Annotated in this window: 15 protein-coding genes and 1 pseudogene; 12 read left to right on the forward strand and 4 right to left on the reverse strand. The window is 67.6% G+C overall.

What is annotated here, in order from left to right; translation table 11 throughout:
• Window positions 1-20: 20 nt before the first annotated feature.
• Window positions 21-3,236, forward strand: a complete 3,216-nt coding sequence (locus ACLQ2X_RS12970; protein ID WP_425681252.1) for a type I restriction endonuclease subunit R — start codon at window positions 21-23, stop codon at window positions 3,234-3,236.
• Window positions 3,237-3,511: 275 nt separating this feature from the next.
• On the opposite strand, the gene ACLQ2X_RS12975 is transcribed toward ACLQ2X_RS12970, so the two are convergent.
• Window positions 3,512-4,102, reverse strand: coding sequence for an AfsR/SARP family transcriptional regulator (locus ACLQ2X_RS12975; protein ID WP_425681253.1), 591 nt, complete (start codon window positions 4,100-4,102; stop codon window positions 3,512-3,514).
• Between the two features lie 302 nt (window positions 4,103-4,404).
• Here ACLQ2X_RS12975 and ACLQ2X_RS12980 point away from each other — a divergent pair, with 302 nt between their 5' ends.
• From ACLQ2X_RS12980 to ACLQ2X_RS13005, 6 genes are all read left to right on the forward strand, one after another.
• Window positions 4,405-4,695 carry a hypothetical protein gene (locus tag ACLQ2X_RS12980; RefSeq protein ID WP_425681254.1) on the forward strand — a complete coding sequence of 97 codons (291 nt, stop codon included), beginning with the start codon at window positions 4,405-4,407 and terminating at the stop codon, window positions 4,693-4,695.
• A 332-nt stretch (window positions 4,696-5,027) separates the two neighbouring features.
• The gene (locus ACLQ2X_RS12985; RefSeq protein ID WP_425681393.1) at window positions 5,028-7,652 is read left to right on the forward strand and encodes an FtsK/SpoIIIE domain-containing protein; all 2,625 of its coding nucleotides are present in this window, start codon (window positions 5,028-5,030) and stop codon (window positions 7,650-7,652) included.
• Complete coding sequence (locus ACLQ2X_RS12990) at window positions 7,649-8,320, forward strand: hypothetical protein (RefSeq protein WP_357410502.1); 672 nt, start codon at window positions 7,649-7,651, stop codon at window positions 8,318-8,320. The genes ACLQ2X_RS12985 and ACLQ2X_RS12990 overlap by 4 nt, the downstream gene beginning before the upstream one ends.
• 65 nt (window positions 8,321-8,385) lie before the next feature.
• Complete coding sequence (locus ACLQ2X_RS12995) at window positions 8,386-8,646, forward strand: hypothetical protein (protein ID WP_203173648.1); 261 nt, start codon at window positions 8,386-8,388, stop codon at window positions 8,644-8,646.
• Window positions 8,647-8,671: 25 nt separating this feature from the next.
• Entirely contained in the window at window positions 8,672-9,307 is a 636-nt protein-coding gene (locus tag ACLQ2X_RS13000) for a hypothetical protein (RefSeq protein WP_203173649.1), read from the forward strand.
• A 164-nt stretch (window positions 9,308-9,471) separates the two neighbouring features.
• Window positions 9,472-9,900 carry a hypothetical protein gene (locus ACLQ2X_RS13005; protein ID WP_357410533.1) on the forward strand — a complete coding sequence of 143 codons (429 nt, stop codon included), beginning with the start codon at window positions 9,472-9,474 and terminating at the stop codon, window positions 9,898-9,900.
• Window positions 9,901-9,948: 48 nt separating this feature from the next.
• On the opposite strand, the gene ACLQ2X_RS13010 is transcribed toward ACLQ2X_RS13005, so the two are convergent.
• Complete coding sequence (locus ACLQ2X_RS13010; protein ID WP_425681255.1) at window positions 9,949-10,353, reverse strand: hypothetical protein; 405 nt, start codon at window positions 10,351-10,353, stop codon at window positions 9,949-9,951.
• Window positions 10,350-10,631, reverse strand: a complete 282-nt coding sequence (locus tag ACLQ2X_RS13015; RefSeq protein WP_357410508.1) for a hypothetical protein — start codon at window positions 10,629-10,631, stop codon at window positions 10,350-10,352. Before ACLQ2X_RS13015 ends, ACLQ2X_RS13010 begins: the two co-directional genes overlap by 4 nt.
• Before the next feature lie 721 nt (window positions 10,632-11,352).
• On the opposite strand from ACLQ2X_RS13015, the gene ACLQ2X_RS13020 reads away from it, so the two are divergent.
• On the forward strand, window positions 11,353-12,240 hold the full coding sequence (locus ACLQ2X_RS13020) for a helix-turn-helix domain-containing protein (RefSeq protein ID WP_425681256.1): 888 nt from the start codon (window positions 11,353-11,355) through the stop codon (window positions 12,238-12,240).
• Window positions 12,237-12,440 carry a DUF397 domain-containing protein gene (locus ACLQ2X_RS13025; RefSeq protein WP_425681257.1) on the forward strand — a complete coding sequence of 68 codons (204 nt, stop codon included), beginning with the start codon at window positions 12,237-12,239 and terminating at the stop codon, window positions 12,438-12,440. The genes ACLQ2X_RS13020 and ACLQ2X_RS13025 overlap by 4 nt, the downstream gene beginning before the upstream one ends.
• Before the next feature lie 143 nt (window positions 12,441-12,583).
• Here ACLQ2X_RS13025 and ACLQ2X_RS13030 read toward each other — a convergent pair whose 3' ends face one another.
• Complete coding sequence (locus tag ACLQ2X_RS13030) at window positions 12,584-13,255, reverse strand: hypothetical protein (RefSeq protein ID WP_425681258.1); 672 nt, start codon at window positions 13,253-13,255, stop codon at window positions 12,584-12,586.
• A 636-nt stretch (window positions 13,256-13,891) separates the two neighbouring features.
• Between ACLQ2X_RS13030 and ACLQ2X_RS13035 the strand changes: the two genes are divergently transcribed.
• The 3 genes and pseudogenes from ACLQ2X_RS13035 to ACLQ2X_RS13045 all read left to right on the forward strand — a co-directional run.
• On the forward strand, window positions 13,892-14,767 hold the full coding sequence (locus ACLQ2X_RS13035; RefSeq protein WP_425681259.1) for a replication-relaxation family protein: 876 nt from the start codon (window positions 13,892-13,894) through the stop codon (window positions 14,765-14,767).
• Window positions 14,768-15,185: 418 nt separating this feature from the next.
• A complete protein-coding gene (locus ACLQ2X_RS13040) occupies window positions 15,186-15,434 on the forward strand; it encodes a hypothetical protein (RefSeq protein ID WP_425681260.1) in 249 nt (82 codons plus the stop codon).
• An 87-nt stretch (window positions 15,435-15,521) separates the two neighbouring features.
• A pseudogene (locus tag ACLQ2X_RS13045) lies at window positions 15,522-16,559 on the forward strand (recombinase family protein); the annotation flags it as partial.
• Between the last annotated feature and the right edge of the window lie 504 nt (window positions 16,560-17,063).

The following is a 17,063-nucleotide window of genomic DNA, read 5'->3' on the forward strand; positions in this document are numbered from 1 at the left end:
GTTCACGGGGAGGGATTGTGGTGGGTGCGGGCGGGTGGATGAGCGAGGCGGACTGGGAGGCCCTCGCGCTGGATCAACTCGGTGAGCTCGGGTGGGAGCCGGGTGCCGGGAAGGACTTCGCGCCGGGGTCTGGGCAGCGGCAGGCTTGGGCCGATCTGGTGCTCGTCGAGGACCTGCGGGCCGCGGTCGAGCGGCTCAACCCCGACCTGCCGCCCACGGCGGTCGCCGACGCGGTGCGGGCCGCCACCGACGTGGCCTCCCGGGAGGCGTTCGCCGAGAACCGGGCGGCACACGAGCGGCTGGTCCACGGCATCCGCTCGGTCACGTACACCGACGCGTTCGGTGCCGAGCACAACCCCACCGTGCGCCTAGCCAACCTGGACGACCCCGGCCGCAACGTCTACCGGGCGATCAGCCAGGTCACGATCGTGGACGGTGACTTCCGGCGCCGGTTCGACATCGTGCTGTACCTCAACGGTTTTCCGGTCGCGATCGTCGAGCTGAAGAACGCCGCCGACGAGAACGCCACCCTAACGGGCGCGCACGCCCAGCTTCAGGCGTACCTCGCGGAGTTCCCGCTCGCCTTCCGGCACACCGTCCTGTGCTTGATCTCCGACGGGGTCACCGCCAAGTACGGCACCCCGTTCACCCCCTACGAGCACTTCGCGCCATGGAACATCGACGACGAGGGCGAGCGTGTCGACACCACCTCGCCCGACTACGACGGCCCGGAAGCGCTGATCGTCGCCCTCTACGGGCTGTTCAACCAGCGGCGCTTTCTGGAGCTTACCGGCGGCTTCGTCAACTTCACGTCGAAGGCGAAACGGATCGCGAAGGCCCACCAGCACTTCGCGGTGATCCGGGCCGTCGAGTGCATCGTGCGGGCATCGCAGAGCGACGGGAAGGCGGGCGTCGTCTGGCACACCCAGGGCTCCGGCAAGTCTGAGGAGATGGTGTGCACGGCGGCGATGACCGCCCGCCACCCCGCACTGAAGAACCCAACCATCGTGGTGCTCACCGACCGCAACGACCTCGACGACCAACTCTTCGACACGTTTCTCGACAGCCAGACGCTGCTGGGCCAGGAGCCGGAGCAGGCCGACACCCGCGCCGAACTGCGGGACACGCTGTCGAACCGGAACGCCGGCGGCATCATCTTCACCACCTTGCAGAAGTTCGGGCGTACGAAAGAGGAACGCGACGCCGGGAGGCCGCATCCGCTTCTTTCCGACCGGCGCAACATCCTGGTGATCGTCGACGAGGCGCACCGCAGCCACTACGACAGCCTGGACGGCTACGCCCGCCACCTGCGTGACGCGCTGCCGCACGCCACGTTCATCGCCTTTACCGGCACCCCGATCGCCACCGCCGAGGTGAACACCCAGGCCGTCTTCGGCAACCACATCGACGTGTACGACCTCAAGCGTGCCGTCGACGACGAGGCGACCGTGCGGGTCTACCACGAACCGCGGATCATTCCGGTGTCGCTGCCGCCGGACATCGACCCGGAGAGCATCGACGAGCAGGTGGAGAAGCTCACCGCCAGCCTGGACGACGCGGAACGGCGTAAGGCCGAGGCGTACGCGGCCACCATGAACACCGTCTACGGTGCTCCCGACCGGGTCGAGACCCTTGCGAATGACCTCGTCGAGCACTGGGAGAAGCGGCGTGAGCTGATGCGGCCGCAGCTCGGCGGGCCGGGTAAGGCCATGTTGGTCTGCGCGACCCGGGAGATCTGCGTCCGCGTCTTCGACGCCCTCAAGGAGCTGCGGCCAGACTGGGCGGACCCGGCCGTCGACAAGGGCAAGATGAAGATCGTCTTCCATGGGGTGCCCAGCGACAAGGAGGTGCTACGCCCGCACCACCTACGCCCGTCACAGCAGAAGACCATCCAGGCCCGCGCCAAGGACCCGGACGACGAGCTGGAGCTGCTGATCGTGCACTCAATGCTGCTCACCGGCTACGACGCCCCGCCGATCCACACCATCTACATGGACCGGCCGATGAAGGGCGCCAACCTGATGCAGGCGCTCGCCCGGGTCAACCGCCGGTTCCGGGAGAAGCAGGATGGCCTGCTTGTCGGCTACGCCCCGCTCACCGAGAACCTGCGCAAGGCGCTCACCGAGTACACGCCCAGCGACCAGGAGGACCAGACCCTCGGCCGCGAGATCGAGCGCGCCATCAGTGAGGTGCACAACGAGATCTCCGTCCTCGAGGCCATGCTGACCCCGGTCAAGTGGCGGGAGATCCTGGACGACGAGACGGACCCGACCCGCTGGCGCCGGGCGGTGAAGAAGGCCGCCAACTTCCTACGCAACCCACGGACCCCCGGCAACGACGTGGAGCCCGGCACGAAGCCGCTGCACCGGCGGTTCCGTGACTCAGCGGGCCGGCTGGAACGGTTCTACACACTCTGCGCGACCAGTCGCGACTTCGCCGAACGCGCCGGTGACATTCAGCGGATGCGCCGCGACATCCACTACTTCCGCGACGTGCGGGTCTGGATCGTCAAGGAGGAGGCCGCTGACCGAGAGGCCAAGGGTCTGCCCAACACGGCCGAGGTGGAACGCTACCTGTCCCAGCTCGCCGCCGAAGTGGTCGACGCCGCCGACATCACCGACATCTACGAGGAGGCGGGCCTCGGCAGGCTCGACATCACCGAGCTCAACGGGGTGGCGTTGCAGCGCCTGCAGGACTCGGAGACCCCGCACTTGGCTGCTGCGGCGCTGCGCCGGCTGATCGAGCGGAAGATGCGTGAGGTCACCAAGCACAACGTGGTTCGGCAGGAGCGCTTCTCCGCCCAGCTCGAAGATCTGATGAACCGCTACATGCGCCAGCAGCTGACCAGCGCGCAGCTGATTGTTGAGCTCGTTGAGCTGGCCAAGCAGGTATCCGCGGACGCCCGGCGCGGCCAGCAGTTCGACCCTCCGCTCAACCACGCTGAGCTGGCCTTCTACGACGCCGTCGCGCAGAACGGCGCTGCCACCGAGCTCATGGGTGTCGGCACCCTGGCGGAGATCGCCCGGGAGCTGGTCAAGTCGATTCAGACCTCGATCACGGTGGACTGGTTCTCCCGTGAACCGGTGCGTGCCAAGCTCCGCAGCCATATCCGCCGCCTGCTGGCTCGCTACGACTATCCGCCCGATCACGAGCGTGCGGCCGTCGACCTGGTCATTCGCCAGATGGAGACGTTCGCGAACGAGTGGGCTCCGGGAGGTGCGGCCTCACAACGGTGACAGGAACGGGCGCTCAACCTCCCAGTCGAATGGTTGGGGCTACGCATCTCGGTGATGCCGAGTGAATGGCGCTCCGATCGGCATCTGGCGACGGTGCGTATGGTGACTCGATGGTGTCGGCCATAAGATGTTTTGTCCCGCTTCAAGCGTCATCCTTTCGGATGAATCTTGCAAAATCACAAAGTTGAGGCGTTCGTAGAATCTGACAGAAGCCGTTTTGGTTAGTGCAGAGACCTTCAGGTCGTTCGTGGCAGCGGCGGTGGTGAGGGCGGCAGTCAACCCAGCCGAAGACGGATGGTGGCAGCGGCGGCGGCCAGGATTTCGTCGTCCGGGTGGTGGTGGGCGGCGATGTCGAGGACGGCGTTGGCTTCGGTGGGGCTGTCGGCGAGTGCCTCGGCCAGGTTGACGGCCGCGGTCAGGAACTCCCGAGATACGGCTTGCCGATGCCGGACGAGCCATAGGTATCCGGTGTTGACGGCGAGGGGCCCGCGGTAGACGGAGACTGCTCGGCGTAGGGCACCAGTGCTAGCTGCCGGGCTGCTGGCGTGTTGGGCTGCGGTGATGGCGTCACGCATGGTCCACAGGTCGACGTCGAAGGCGTCGATATTGAGGGTGTAGTGGTGTCGGCGTAGCCGCAGGTAGACGTTGTCCCCGCTGATGGAGCGGAAGATGTGGCGCAGGTTGTAGGTGTACGTGTGCAGCCGCTGCGTGGCCAGGCGGTGCGGTGGCTCGGGGATGAGGTCGCCGAGGATGTCGTGCTGGTAGGCCGATCCTCCGCGCACGATTAGGTAGACGAGGAACTCCATCGCCTGTGGGCGGATGTGCTGCCCGTCGGGGACGCCGAGGATGGTAGGTGTGCCGAGCACCTGGACCCGGATCCGGTCCGCTCCGGCATCGGTCCGCCGGCCCGAGGGGTGGGCGGGGACGTGGACGCTCGGCAGTTCAGCGTTGTGACCGCTCTCGGAAGTGATGGCGGGAGGGTTCCCCGGTCGTGAGTCGTTCATGGCTGGGCTCCAGTGACCGCCCTCGAATCCGCTTGTGAGGACTCGGTGCTCATTGTCGCAACGGTACAGATCCCGTCGGCCTGTCGGTCCGGTCGAACGCGTACCGCCTGCTCGACGGCTGGACACGTGACCGTCTGCGGTGTCGAAAGGTCTCAGTCCTCCGCGTGACTGTGTTGCCGCTGGTTTTTCGCGGCATCGAACTCGATGTTGGGGTGGTTGTGTCCGCGGTCTGCGCAGTGCCGCCGCAGCTCGTTCAGGTGTTGAAGCGTGCGGGCGGTGGCGGGGTGGTGGGGGTGGGCGCGACGGTGCGTGGTGATGGTGTCGGCGAGGAGGTGTCGGGCGGCGCCGCAGTGGCCGAGGTCGCGCAGGACGAGGGCGAGGGTGGCCTGCGTGGCGAGGGTGGGGTGGGCGTCCCGCCGGCGGTGAGGGCGAGTTGGTCGGCGAGGTGCCGGTAGGCGTGGTACGCGCGTTGGTGATGCCCCGCCTGCCGGTGGGCGGTGGCGAGGGTGTGCAGAGTGGCGAGGGCGGGCTGGCCGGAGGGGGCCGTGCTGGTCTTCGTCGGTGTCCAAGGGCGCACCGACGTGGAGTCGACGGCGGCGGTCCTGTCGGGCACTAGTCGTTGACTTCCGATAGGCCTAGCCGGAGTTCGACGCGCTGCAGTCGACCCGAAATCATCCGCTCGGCATTTGATCAGCACCCTGCGCTACACAGGGCTGACTGCAGGTGGCGCAGTTGGGTAAGGTCGGCTCCAGAGATCGCGGTCCATCGGTCCTGGGGAGACGTTGGCATGGAGTCGGTGGCGTCGGCGTTCGGTCGGGCGGTGACAGCACATCGGGAGGCTGTGTCGCATGTGGATGCCGCCAGGGTGCGTCTGCGCGACCGCGCTGGCCAGGATGGCGTCTCGACGCAGGCCCGCGAGGAGGCGCGGCGGTTCGCTGCGGGGATGCAGCGGCTCGCTGAGGGGTTGACGCCGGGCTGGCTCGGCTGCCGGCTGGCTCATGCCGCTGCCGACATCCCAACCGGCGCCGACGCCGCACTGGGACGCCCGATTCCCGTTCGGCTGGGAGACGCGTCGCCCGTCGCCGGCAGCGCGTTCAGTGTCGTGGTGCCGTTCGTGGGCGCCGGTCATCTGGCGGTTGACAGTGACACCCGTGATCCGGCGGTGGCGCGCTGGCTGCGTGGCTTACTGCTGCGGGTGCTCGCGGCGCTACCGGATGGCGCGCTTCGCGTCGCGGCCGTAGACGGGGCGACTCTCGGGGCGGTGTTCGGCCCGTTCCGGGCGATGGTCGATGCGGAGGCGTGGCGGCGGCCCGCAATCGACCTGCCCGGCCTTCAGCAGGTGCTGACCGAGGCGGAGGAACGGATCGAGCGCGCCCAAGCCGGCGAGACGGACCCCTCGGTACTGCTGGTGTGCTGTGCGGCCCTGCCCGAGGGCGCGGGTCGTACGGAATGGTCGCGACTGGCGGCAATCGCCCATGCCGGTCCGGCGGCCGGGGTGTTCCTGCTGCTCGCTGGCTATCCACCACCGCAGCATCCGGGGCTCAACGCGGCACCCCGCCTGGAGAGCACCACGCATCTGACGGCGGTCGGCGGCGGGTTGTTCGCCGTGTCCGACCCGCCGGGGCCTTACCGGTTCAGCTCTGACGGGTCCGGGTTGGCGGTGCCGATGCGGTTGGACGCTGGGCCTCCAGACGATCTGGTGGAGGCGGTCTGCCGCAAGTTGGCGAAGTCGGCGCGGGTGCAGGCGTCGACGGACTTCGCGGCGCTGATGCCGGCGCAGATTTGGCAGGAGTCGTCGGTCGGCGGGCTAAAGACCGTGGTGGGCCGGGACGGCCGCAACGAGTGCGTGTTGGCGCTCGATGACGCGACACCGCACTGGTTGGTGGGTGGTCGTACCGGGTCGGGCAAGACGGTGTTCCTGCTGGACGTGCTCTACGGCCTGGCGTCGCGCTACTCGCCGGACGAGCTTGGCCTGTACCTGCTGGACTTCAAGGAGGGCGTGTCGTTCGCCGAGTTCACCCCGACGGCGGTGGACCCGTCCTGGATTCCGCACGCCCGCACCGTCGGTATCGAGTCAGACCGGGAGTACGGGCTGGCGGTGCTGCGGACGCTGTCGCGCGAGATGACCCGGCGGGCAACCGAGCTGAAGCGGGCCGGGGTGACCAAACTCGCCGACCTACGCATCGGCCGGCCGGACGTGGCGATGCCGCGGCTGCTGGCGGTGATAGACGAGTTCCACGTGCTGTTCGAGGGCAACGACGCAGTCGCCCGGCAGGCTGTGGCCCTGCTAGAAGAGCTGGCGCGTAAGGGGCGCTCGTACGGCATCCACCTGATCCTGGCCTCGCAGACCATCTCCGGGGTGGAGGCGCTGTTCACCAAGACCGAGTCGATCTTCGGCCAATTCCCGCTGCGGGTCGCCCTCGCCGGCGGCGGCGGCATCCTCGACCAGCTCAACGACGGCGCGGACAACCTGCCCATCGGTGGCGCGGTCATCAACTCAGCGGCCGGGATAGCGGGGGCGAACCGGGTCATCCGCTTCCCCAACGCCGACGCAGAGTCGGTGAGCGCGCAGCGGCACCTGCTGTGGGACGCTCGGCCACCGGGCGACGCCCCGCCAGCAGTGTTCGCCGGCTACGCCGAGCAGCACCCCGACCAGGACCCCACCTTCGTCCGCCTGACGCCGGACGTACGCCGACGGCGAGCCCTGGTCGGCCGAGCCGTGGATGTCGGCCTGCCCACTGCCGGGTTCACCCTGGACGCGACCCCGGGCAGCCACGTAGCGGTGCTCGGCACCTCGCCGGTCGGGGCCGACGTCCTCTTCGCGGCCACCGTCAGCTTGGCCCGCCAGCACGCCCCCGGCACCGCCAGGTTCCTCGTCGCGCCGTTGGTTGCCGCAGCCGACGAGGCCGCCGACGCCACTGTCGGCGCGATCACCGCAGCCGGCCACTCATGCGAAACCGTCAGCGCAGCCCAGCTCCGAGCGCGACTGGCGGACCTCGCTCAGGCGACCGCTCCCGGTGGTGGGCAGACGACCTATCTGGTGATCTTCGGCGCGGACATCGCCAGTAGTCTCCTCGCCGCCAGCGACCCCACCACCTACCGCTCCGGACACGACGACCTCCGAGATGTGTTGGCCAATGGGCCCACACAAGGTGTCCACCTGCTCGGCTGGTGGCGCACCGTGAGCCGGTTCACCGACGACCTCGGGCCCACCGGTGGCAACGAGGTCGCCTGCCTCGTCGCCCTCAACCTTCCCGGGAACGACTTCGGGGCCCTGCTCGGCGACTACGCATCCGAATGGCAGTCCCGCCCCAACCGCGCTCTACTGATTGATCGGCACGACAACCGCCGCGCCCTCATCGTCCCCTACGTGCGCCCCGGCACCCTCGACCAGATCGACGACATGGAATGACAGACCAGCCCGTCACCCCGATGCCCCGCGACGGCGGCTGGGCTGCCTACACCGATCACTCCCGTCGCCTGTCCGCCCTGCTGCACGACGAACGCGTCCGCTCCGAGCACCAGGGCGCTACCAGCCGCAACGGACAGGCCGCCGTCGACCAGATCACCTACCGGCTGGGGGCTCAGCGACAACACCTTCAACAACTCGCCGTCTCCCTGCGCCTGCCCGAGCCACACATCGGAGGTATAGCGCCCGGTCCCATACCTGACCCCGCTGAGGCCCTGCGCCGGGCCGCAGCAGCCGCTGACGCGGCTGACGCCGCCGCGGAGAACGCCCACCGGCGGGCGGCTCAGCCACCGCTGTTGCCCGGGCTGACGCCGCTGGCCCGCAACGCCCTCGTCTATGCCGCTGCGGCGATGCTGGGCACCTTCGCGTCGCTGCTGATGTTTGCCGTCAGCCCCGACACCGACCTCGACCGGATCCCTTGGCAGCTCGTGCCCTGGTCCCTGTGTGGGCTGCCCGCGCTGGCCTTCTTCGCCGGCTATCTCACGATCAGCCTCGTCGGACAGCCGCGCATCGGCAGCGGTGGCACCCGGTCCGCGCGGGCCGGCGGAGTGATCTGTTTTGTCGGCATGCCGATCTTGTGGTTCATCTTCATCGCCGCGACCAGAGGCTGAACCGCAGACGCATCTGCCACCAACGGCGGTGCGTTGGACACCACGAATCAGGGGAGGAACATCCAGTGGCCACCATCGGAGACATCAAGGCGGGCCTGGCTCACGGCAAGTCCGAGGCCGAAAAGGCACTCGCCCAGCTCGCCGGCGTCAACGCCCAGGTCGACAAGGCCATCGCCGTGCTCCAGGCCCTCGCCGCCGGCACCCAGCAACCCGCCGTCATGGGTGCCATAGGCAAGCTCAGCGCCGCCAAGCAGAAGTTCGGCGAAGGCGCCGGCCTGATCCAGGCCGCATCCGCCCAGACCGACAAGTACAACGCCGTCCTCTGACACCGAATCCCGGAAGGTCCCCTCGATGCCCACCGTCATTGTTCCTGTCGGCCTCAACCTTGGCCCCTCGTACCGGTACGCCACTCCGCCTGACTCTGAGCCGGAGTTCTACCGGGTGAGGCTTGGCCAGGAGTTCGCACAGCTGACCATCGACGAGTTCAAGGTGTGGGGACGAGCTTTCCTTGACCCTGAGCGTCACTCCCGGCTTGAGATCAACCGAGGAACGCTGCGCGACGATATCGATGCGTCTGGCGACGGTCCCACAAAGCCGGAGCACATCATCGAAGGACTCCTGGAGCGGGGATTGCTCATCGAGTTCGACCCGGACGGCTCGCTCGAGAGAGTGTTTAGGCAGCTCAAGCTGTTTCCCACCGCCGAAGGCATGGGCAACACGCCGGACGAGCCTGCTTGGGAGCGCATCGGCCACAACGGGCAGCCTCTATTGAAGGTAAGCGCGACGGTCTACGGGATCTGGGCGTTCTCCAACATCGAAGAGTCGCTCTGGGCCGCCTGCTCTGGCCTTGCTGAGGACGCCGAGCAGGGCAGAGCCGATGGCGAAGAGCTTGACGCCTTGACCGCGGACGAAGCCGCAAAGGCGATCGCCGGCAACGTGCCGCTACTCGTATCTGCGGGCTGCGCAGTTCTCGACAAGACTTCCTAGCGATGGGATGGCGTCGGCAGACTAACCGAGCCGGAACCTCCGGTTCCCGCCTCGGCAACGTAGGACGGTCAGCCGGACGCGCGCTGGTGGATACAGCGGTGGAATCAGCGCGGGAAGGCATCACCAAGGTCAGCGAGAAGGTCGGGAAGGTGGCTGGCGCTGGGATCGCGGTGGCGGCCACTGCGGCAGTCGATGCCGCTGGCCACCAGCCCTCGCCCTTGGTCGCGGTGGGTGCGGCGTACGCCGGCATGAAGGTCGGTGGGTTGGTCGGCCGTGCCATGAACGCCGGGCTGGATCGGATCACCGCTGGGCGGGGTGGTGGTCCGATCGGTTCGGTGATGGCGGAGTTGAGCATGGTGCTGCAGACGCTCGATCAGGTGGGTCGGGGCATCGCGGAGGTTGTCGACTCGGTGAACAATGCTCAGGCCCACTTCCAGAAGGTCAGCCGGGGCGGCGGGAACAACCTGCTGAACAGCGCCGTCCGTGCGTGCCGGCAGGCGCCTGTTCGCCTTGAGGAGGGTGTAGACGAGGTCAAGCAGGCTCAGGACCTCGTCGGTAAGCACTTGGTGGCGGTGGCGACGGCTGGTGGCTGAGCGCCGCCAGCCGCCCGCCGCTTTAAAGATGTCGTCGAGCCCGAACGGTCAGTGGGCCTTCGGATCGTGTGGTGCCGACTCGTCGGATTGCGAAGGTGGCTGGCCGTCGGGATGGTCGAAAATGGTTTCGCTTTGCTCGTCGTGAGTCGGCTCGACCTTCCGCTTTTCCTTGGCGGGCTGCTGAGGGAGGTCGATGCCGATTGCTCGCGCGTACTCGGCGAGGATGCCGCCTGCTTCGGCGAGCAGCCATGAGCCGTCGCGGAGCTTGACGATTCCTTGGGCGTAGTTGCCCAGTGCCCGGTTGACCAGTGGGTTGGTGGCCCCGGCGGTGAGAGCGCGGAACTCGGCTCGGGCGTTCTCGGCATCCTGGATGACGACCTTGGCAAGGTCCTGCTGCTGGCCGATGGAGACGTGCAGGTCCCGCAGCGCGGCGGCGATGTTGGGCAGGATCACGGTTGGTACCTCCGGGTGAGGCCGGCCGCGGAATCAGGGCTGGCGGTGAGTCGGCGGGCGTTGATGAGTTGTGGGCGGGTGGCGCCGGGCGTTCTGCGGGGTAGGCGGCCGTAACGCGTGAAGGTGGCGGCGGCCTGCTCGTTCGTGGGGCAGGGGCCAACCAGACGGCAGCGCAGGCAGTAGCCGGTGGCGCTGGAGGTGACGTGCTCGGCGAGCGTTCGCTGGGCGGCGGTGAGCTGATCGATGGCCGCCTCCGACAGGTAGATGGTGGCGGCCATCTCATGCCTCCGGTCGCGGGAGGGCAGCCACGCGGGCGAGCACTTGCCGGAAGCATCCTGCCTGGCTGTGCGCGTTGATCTCGATGCCTTCGAGCCACACCCACTGGCCGTCGTACCAGGTGCTTAGGTCAAGGCGGACGTGGATGATTCGCAGCCAGAGCGGACCGCAGCTGTGCTGATAGTCCTGCTCACGTAGGTGCACAGCGTCGCCGGGCGCGACCGTCACCTCGGGTATGAGGGGTGTCGGGATCACAGCCCGCCCATCCAACCCGTTTGGCCCGGCTGTGGCCGGGATCTGCGGCCTCCGCAGGCGGGGCAGTTCAGCACCGAACCGCACCGTCGGCACCACCGGGATTTGATCTTGAACAGGAACAGCCCAGCGGCGAAGCCGAGTACCGCAACCGCCACCAAGGCGAGGGATGGGACCACTGCGCTGCCTCCCTGACTCGGCCCCTCAAGGGACGCAACCCGCTTCGGGTGACGGACTGCGTCCCGTCAAGAGGCGTCCGAGGCCGGACGAGCGGCGGGCCCCTGGGAGCGCGAGCCCACCGTCGCACCGCGCGGCTTTCGGGCCGCACCGGCCTGACATGCTCAAGCCCATAGTGCCTATGCACTAGTGAGAATGCAAGGATTGCATTCGCAAGTAAGTCACTTGCCTGGCCTGCCTAGAGGTTGCATCCGCATGGCGGGCACACTCTGACTACGACAGGAGCGAAGGGACATGGAGTTGTCAGCTCGACGGCAGCCACCCACCGTGCGCCTCCGGCGGCTCGCTGCGGAGCTGCGTGGACTGCGCACCGCGGCCGGCCTCACCCGCGACGAGGTCAGCGAGCAGACCGGCATCAACCCCGCCACGCTCTATCGGATCGAGACGGCCAAGGTCCGCCCACAGCGGCGCACCCTGATGGCGATGCTCGACAAGTACGGCGTCACCGACGAAGACAAGCGCAGCGAACTCATCGCCCTATCGAGTCAGGCCGCACAGCTGGGATGGCTCCAGGCGTACGAGTCCGAGCTTCCCGAGCTGTACACCACGTACATCAGCTTCGAGGCCGAGGCCCGATCGGTCCGCAACTACGAGTCCCTCTTCGTCCCCGGCCTCCTCCAGACCGAGAACTACGCTCGGGCGGTGATCCGCGGCGTCCTACCGTTAGCCACGGACACTGACGTTCAGGCCCGAGTAGACGCGCGGATACAGCGACAGGTTTCGCTTCGCAAGACGGAGCCGCTGCGTGTCTGGGCAATTCTCGACGAGGCCGTCCTGCACCGGCAGACCGGCGGCGCTGAGGTCATGGCCGCGCAACTGGAAGCCCTGGCGGAGGCAGCCGACCAGCCGCACGTGACTCTCCAAGTCATCCCATTCACGGCCGGCGCCCACGCCGGCATGCCGGGCTCGTTCGTCGTCATGGACTTCCCCGACCCGGCCGACCCGGCCTTGGTCTACGTCGACAGCATGGCCGGCGATCTGTTCCTGGAGCGCGAGGCAGACGTACGCCGCTACTCCACCACGTTCGAACACCTCCGCGCCACCGCGCTGGACCCCACCAACTCGATCAAACTGATCAAGGCCCAAGCCGCCGTGATCGATCAACAAGGAGGTACGGGATGAACCAAGCTGAAGCGTCCCGCGCCCAGTGGAGAAAGAGCAGCCGATCGAGTGGGAACGGTCAGTGCGTCGAGGTCGCCGACTTCGACACCACTGTCGCGCTGCGTGACAGCAAAGACCCCTCGGGTCCGGTACTCGCCTTCGAGCGCGCCGCATGGGCGAGTTTCTTGGCGGGCGCAAAGAACGGCATCCCGAGGTCGTAGCAGGGCGATCCGGGTGGCAGTAGGCGAGGCACTTGCGCCACCAAGTCGGTCGTCCGCCGCACTGACCAAGATCGCGGGTAGCCCTCATGCTCCCGCTGCCAATGTCGGCTCCGCCTGAAAAGTTCAGCCGACATCGACAGTCTTCAGGTCGCCATCTTCTGGGCCCGTCGCGGGAGCTTCGCCCCGCCCCACAGGCAGCCCGGCTGAGCGGACCTGATGCCGTCCTGCTCATGGTCATCCGTAAACCACCACGCTGGAAGGCGGTACGGATCGGCCTCGCGCCCCTCGATGCTTTCGGACGTGAGAAGGCAGGCGATCGTCTGATCGACTAATTGGACGTAGGTGGCGAGGACGCTCCGGGCGATGCTTGTGTTCAACGTCCGGCCCGACCATCGCGCCTCGCCACTCCGCCGGCCGGGACCCGCGTCGCTGCCCATGCCTTCGTAGGAGGGCGCTGCCATCTTGTTTGGTAACACCCGGTGCGCCACGCCGTTGCGTAGCTCGATGAAGTCGTCCAAGCGCTTCGACATGTCGTCGTAATTCTCGACGGCGCTCAGCTCAACAGGGGCTCCGAGTCGCTTTCCAGCAGCGCTGTCGAAGAAGGTGAGGATCAACGCGCCGGGAAGTTGTAGCTGGGCAGGACACTGCGCCGTTGCCTGAGCCAAGATTCGCGCGGCCTTCGACTGCTTGTTCCGCCAGCCCAGCCGGCCGACAGTCTCCCGCTCGCCCACGGGGAAGCTGACGGCGGTGCCGACCTCGTACACCAGCCGCTCCCATGTCGATACAGCCAGCATCACAACCAGCGGGTTCAGCACCCCCCGCGGCTGATCACCACCGCCCGGACGTTCGTTGTGAATCAGTACGAGATCTACTGCGTCGCCCAGCGCTCCACGAGCCCTCAGGCATGCACGCACTACTGGTGGTAGAGCGTCAACCTTCTCGTTAGTCAAGTCACCACGGATCGATCCGAACGGCATCCGAACATGATTCCAGGTCGCCGCCGACCGTGTGAGCCCGTGCTCCTGCCGGCCGTGTCCGTCCTGCTGTGGTCAGTCAGTAGACGTTGGTTGTGACTCCTTGCGGCCTCACCTGACATCACCCCGACTCATTACCAGCCTGCCCTTGTGCCACCACCACGGCCGCGAAGTCTACGGCTCCGCTTCCACCCACCCTGATCTCGCTCATGGAGGACACCTTGACCACGCATCACGCCTCTTCCGCGCGAAACGCAAGAGCCCTCGCTTTCGCGAACCCCGAACCTGACAGATTCGGCCTTGACCTCCCGTTGCGGGTCCGGCCGGGTCTCCCACTTGGCGTCCCGCTTCAACAGGACCCCCGAACGGACCCTTCGGTTCGGCTCACAGCCCAGGTCAGGGCCGCTGTCAGCAACGTCTGTCGTGATGCGACAGACCCTCCGACTGGGTCTCTCCCCCCTGGGATGGTGATGGCGCATGCCTGATCAGCTGCTTCGTGTGCAGTCCCAGCTCACCGACCGCGACCTCGTCCTGCTCGGTTGGCTGGCCGATCACGGTGTTCTCACCTCCTTCCAGATCGCCAATGCCCTTTTCCCCTCGGTCGATTACGCCCAGGAACGCCTGCGGGCCCTGATGCAGAAGTTGGGGGTAGTGGACCGGTTCCGGCCGCAGAAGCCCGACGGCGGCTCCTACCCCTACCACTACGTGCTGGCGCAACTCGGCGTCGAGGTCGTCGCCGCGCAGCGCGGCGACGACCTGCCGCGCAGGGACCAGGCCCGGCGGAAGCGTTGGCACCTGACGAGGCGGGCAAACCTGCCGCATCTGCTCGGGGTCAACGGCTTCTTCACCGCCCTGGCCGGTCACGCCCGCACCCATCCCGGCAGCGAGTTAACGCGCTGGTGGCCGGCTGGACGTTGCCAGCAGACGGGGGCCTTCGCCGAGCCCGACGACGATGTCGCGGCCCGCGCTTATACGCCGAGGTCGCGGCCGGATGGGCACGGCATCTGGGTCGAAGGCGACCGCAGGGTGCCGTTCTTCCTGGAGTACGACCTCGGCACCGAACGGCCGCTTTCCCGACTGGTCGACAAGATCGACGGCTACCGGGAACTCGCGCACGCCACCGGCCGGATCTGGCCGGTCTTGTTCTGGCTGCACTCCCCGGAGCGGGAGCGGCACCTGCATCAGGAACTCGCCGCCGCCGGGACCATTTACCCGGTGGCTACCGCCGTGCACGCCGAGGTCACCGGCGTCACCCCGGCCGAGGCGATGTGGTGGCTGCACCGCTACCACGGGGCGTCGATGCGTTTGGCCGACCTCCCTGTCGGAGGCAGCCGCAGCGAACAGGCCGGCTGACCCACAGCGGCGGACCCGTCCCCGGTGACCGGACACGCGCCCACACAGGCGGCGACAAGGGCCATCCCGCCGTTGACCAGGCGGCCCCGCGGCGCGCGTGCGTGCGGTAGCTGTCCGCGCCTTTCTCCCGTCGAGGAAGGGCGGAGGGTACCTCTGCTCTCGCCACGACAGCAAGCCTTCGAAACTGTCAGCCGCTCTCCGACCCCTGCGTGAGTTGTCGTGAGTCGCTGACAGCCCGAATCGTCTGCCGGTGACCCCGCTGCGAGCTATCGTCCGCGCCCCTCACGCCAGGCAGCCGTGACCGCCGCCAGTGGGCTCTCCCGCATCAACCGGATCATCGCGCGCATTCGCGCAGGAAAGGAAACCGCATGAACGAAGGACTCCGACCCCAGCAGCGACACTTGCTTTTCGGAGGACCGTGGCCACCGCGCCCCATGACGACGAAAATGCCGTCCGGAGCTATCCTGACGACCCGCATTCCGGTACCGCCACCAATAACGGCGGTGCGAAAACCACCTCAACCGGCGGAAAGGAAACGACGATTCCGATGCGTATCGCACGCGTCGACACCATTCCCATGACCGCCGAAGACCTCGACAACGCCGCCGAAGCCCTCGCCGTCCTACTCAACCAGTTCTGGCGCGAACACCCCGACCTCGCCGCCTGAAACCCTCGCCCGACACCGGGCGGCCCACCCGCGAGTGGGCCGCCCGTCGGCCGAGCCACCCCAACCCCGCACGGAGGAACCACCCTCATGCCAGGCAAGCCCACCCCCACCAGCGCACCGAAGCGACGCGGCCGACGGGCCCCCACGAGCACCCAGCCCGACACGTCGACCGGCCCGTGCCGGGTGTGCATCTACATCCGGCGCTCCACCGACGACGAGCACCAGCCCTTCAGCCTGCTCGCCCAACGCACCGCCCTGCGTAAGTACGTCGAGAGCCACCCCGACTGGGTCATCGTCTGCGAATTCGAAGATGACGCCTCCGGCGCCACCACCGACCGCCCCGGATTGAAAAAGGCACTCGATGCCGCGAAAGCCGGCATGTTCGACGTCCTACTCGTTTACCGAGTAGACCGATTCAGTCGAAGCCTCGCTCATTTCATCGATCTCGCCGCCACCCTCGACGCCGCCAACGTACGATTCGCCTCCGCCACCGAACCCGTCGACACCGGCGGTGCGATCGGTCGCATGATGCTGCAATTCCTCGCCGTGTTCGCCGAATTCGAACGCAACATGATCATCGACCGGGTAAAGAGTGGCATGACCGCGAAAGCCAGCAAAGGCCAATGGGCCGGCGGCAACCGCCCCTACGGCTACCTCGTCGACCGCGACACCCAACGCCTGGTGCCCCACCCCGACGAGGCACCCATCCTGCGCGACATCTTCCACCTCTACACGCGCGACCGTCTCGGCACCCGCGCCATCGCCACCGAGTTGAACGGCCGCGGCGTCCCCAACCGCACCGGCAAACAATGGTCCGGACACACCATCAACCGGATCCTGGACAACCCCGCCTACCTCGGGGACATCGCCTACCGCGACATCCTCGTCCCCGACGCCCACGACGCACTCATCGACCGGGACACCTTCCGACGCGCCCAGGACATCGCCAACGCCCGAGGCGACGTCCAAACCCAGCGGGCCATGTCCGACTCGGACTACTACCTCACCGGCCTGTTGACATGTCCGCAGTGCGGACAGCGCTACATCGGCACATCCGCCAAAGGCCGGACCCGCCGCTACCGCTACTACACCTGCTTCACCCGCACCCGCTACGGCAAACACGCCACCTGCACCGCACCCCGGCTCCCCGCCGACGACCTCGACCACATGATCCTGCAGGCCCTGCACGACTTCTACACCACCGCCGAACCCGTCCTCGCCGCCATGATCGACCGCGCCCACGCCCAACACGACACCACCAGCGACGACCGGCGAGCCGAACTCACCGCCATCGCCCACCAGATCACCAGCACCGAGAACGCGATCGACCGGTATCACGCGGCGTTCGAGAACGGCACCATGGACGACGCCACCGCCGGACCACGCATCCGCGAACTCCGCCAGCGACTGGCCCAACTCCAGGCCCGGCACACCGAACTCGACGCTGGCCTGACATCGCAGCCCGAGCCCCCGCCGCCCGGCACCGTCGCTCGCATCCGTGACCACCTGAGCGCCATCATGACCAGCGGCACCGCCACCGAACGCAAAGCCGCCATCGAGGTACTCATCGCCGAAGTCCAACTCACCGACCAGGGAGTCGTACCCGTGTTCAAGATCCCCACCGACACG

It is taken from the genome of Micromonospora sp. DT31 (assembly GCF_049841795.1).
In the GTDB taxonomy this organism is placed as follows: domain Bacteria; phylum Actinomycetota; class Actinomycetes; order Mycobacteriales; family Micromonosporaceae; genus Micromonospora.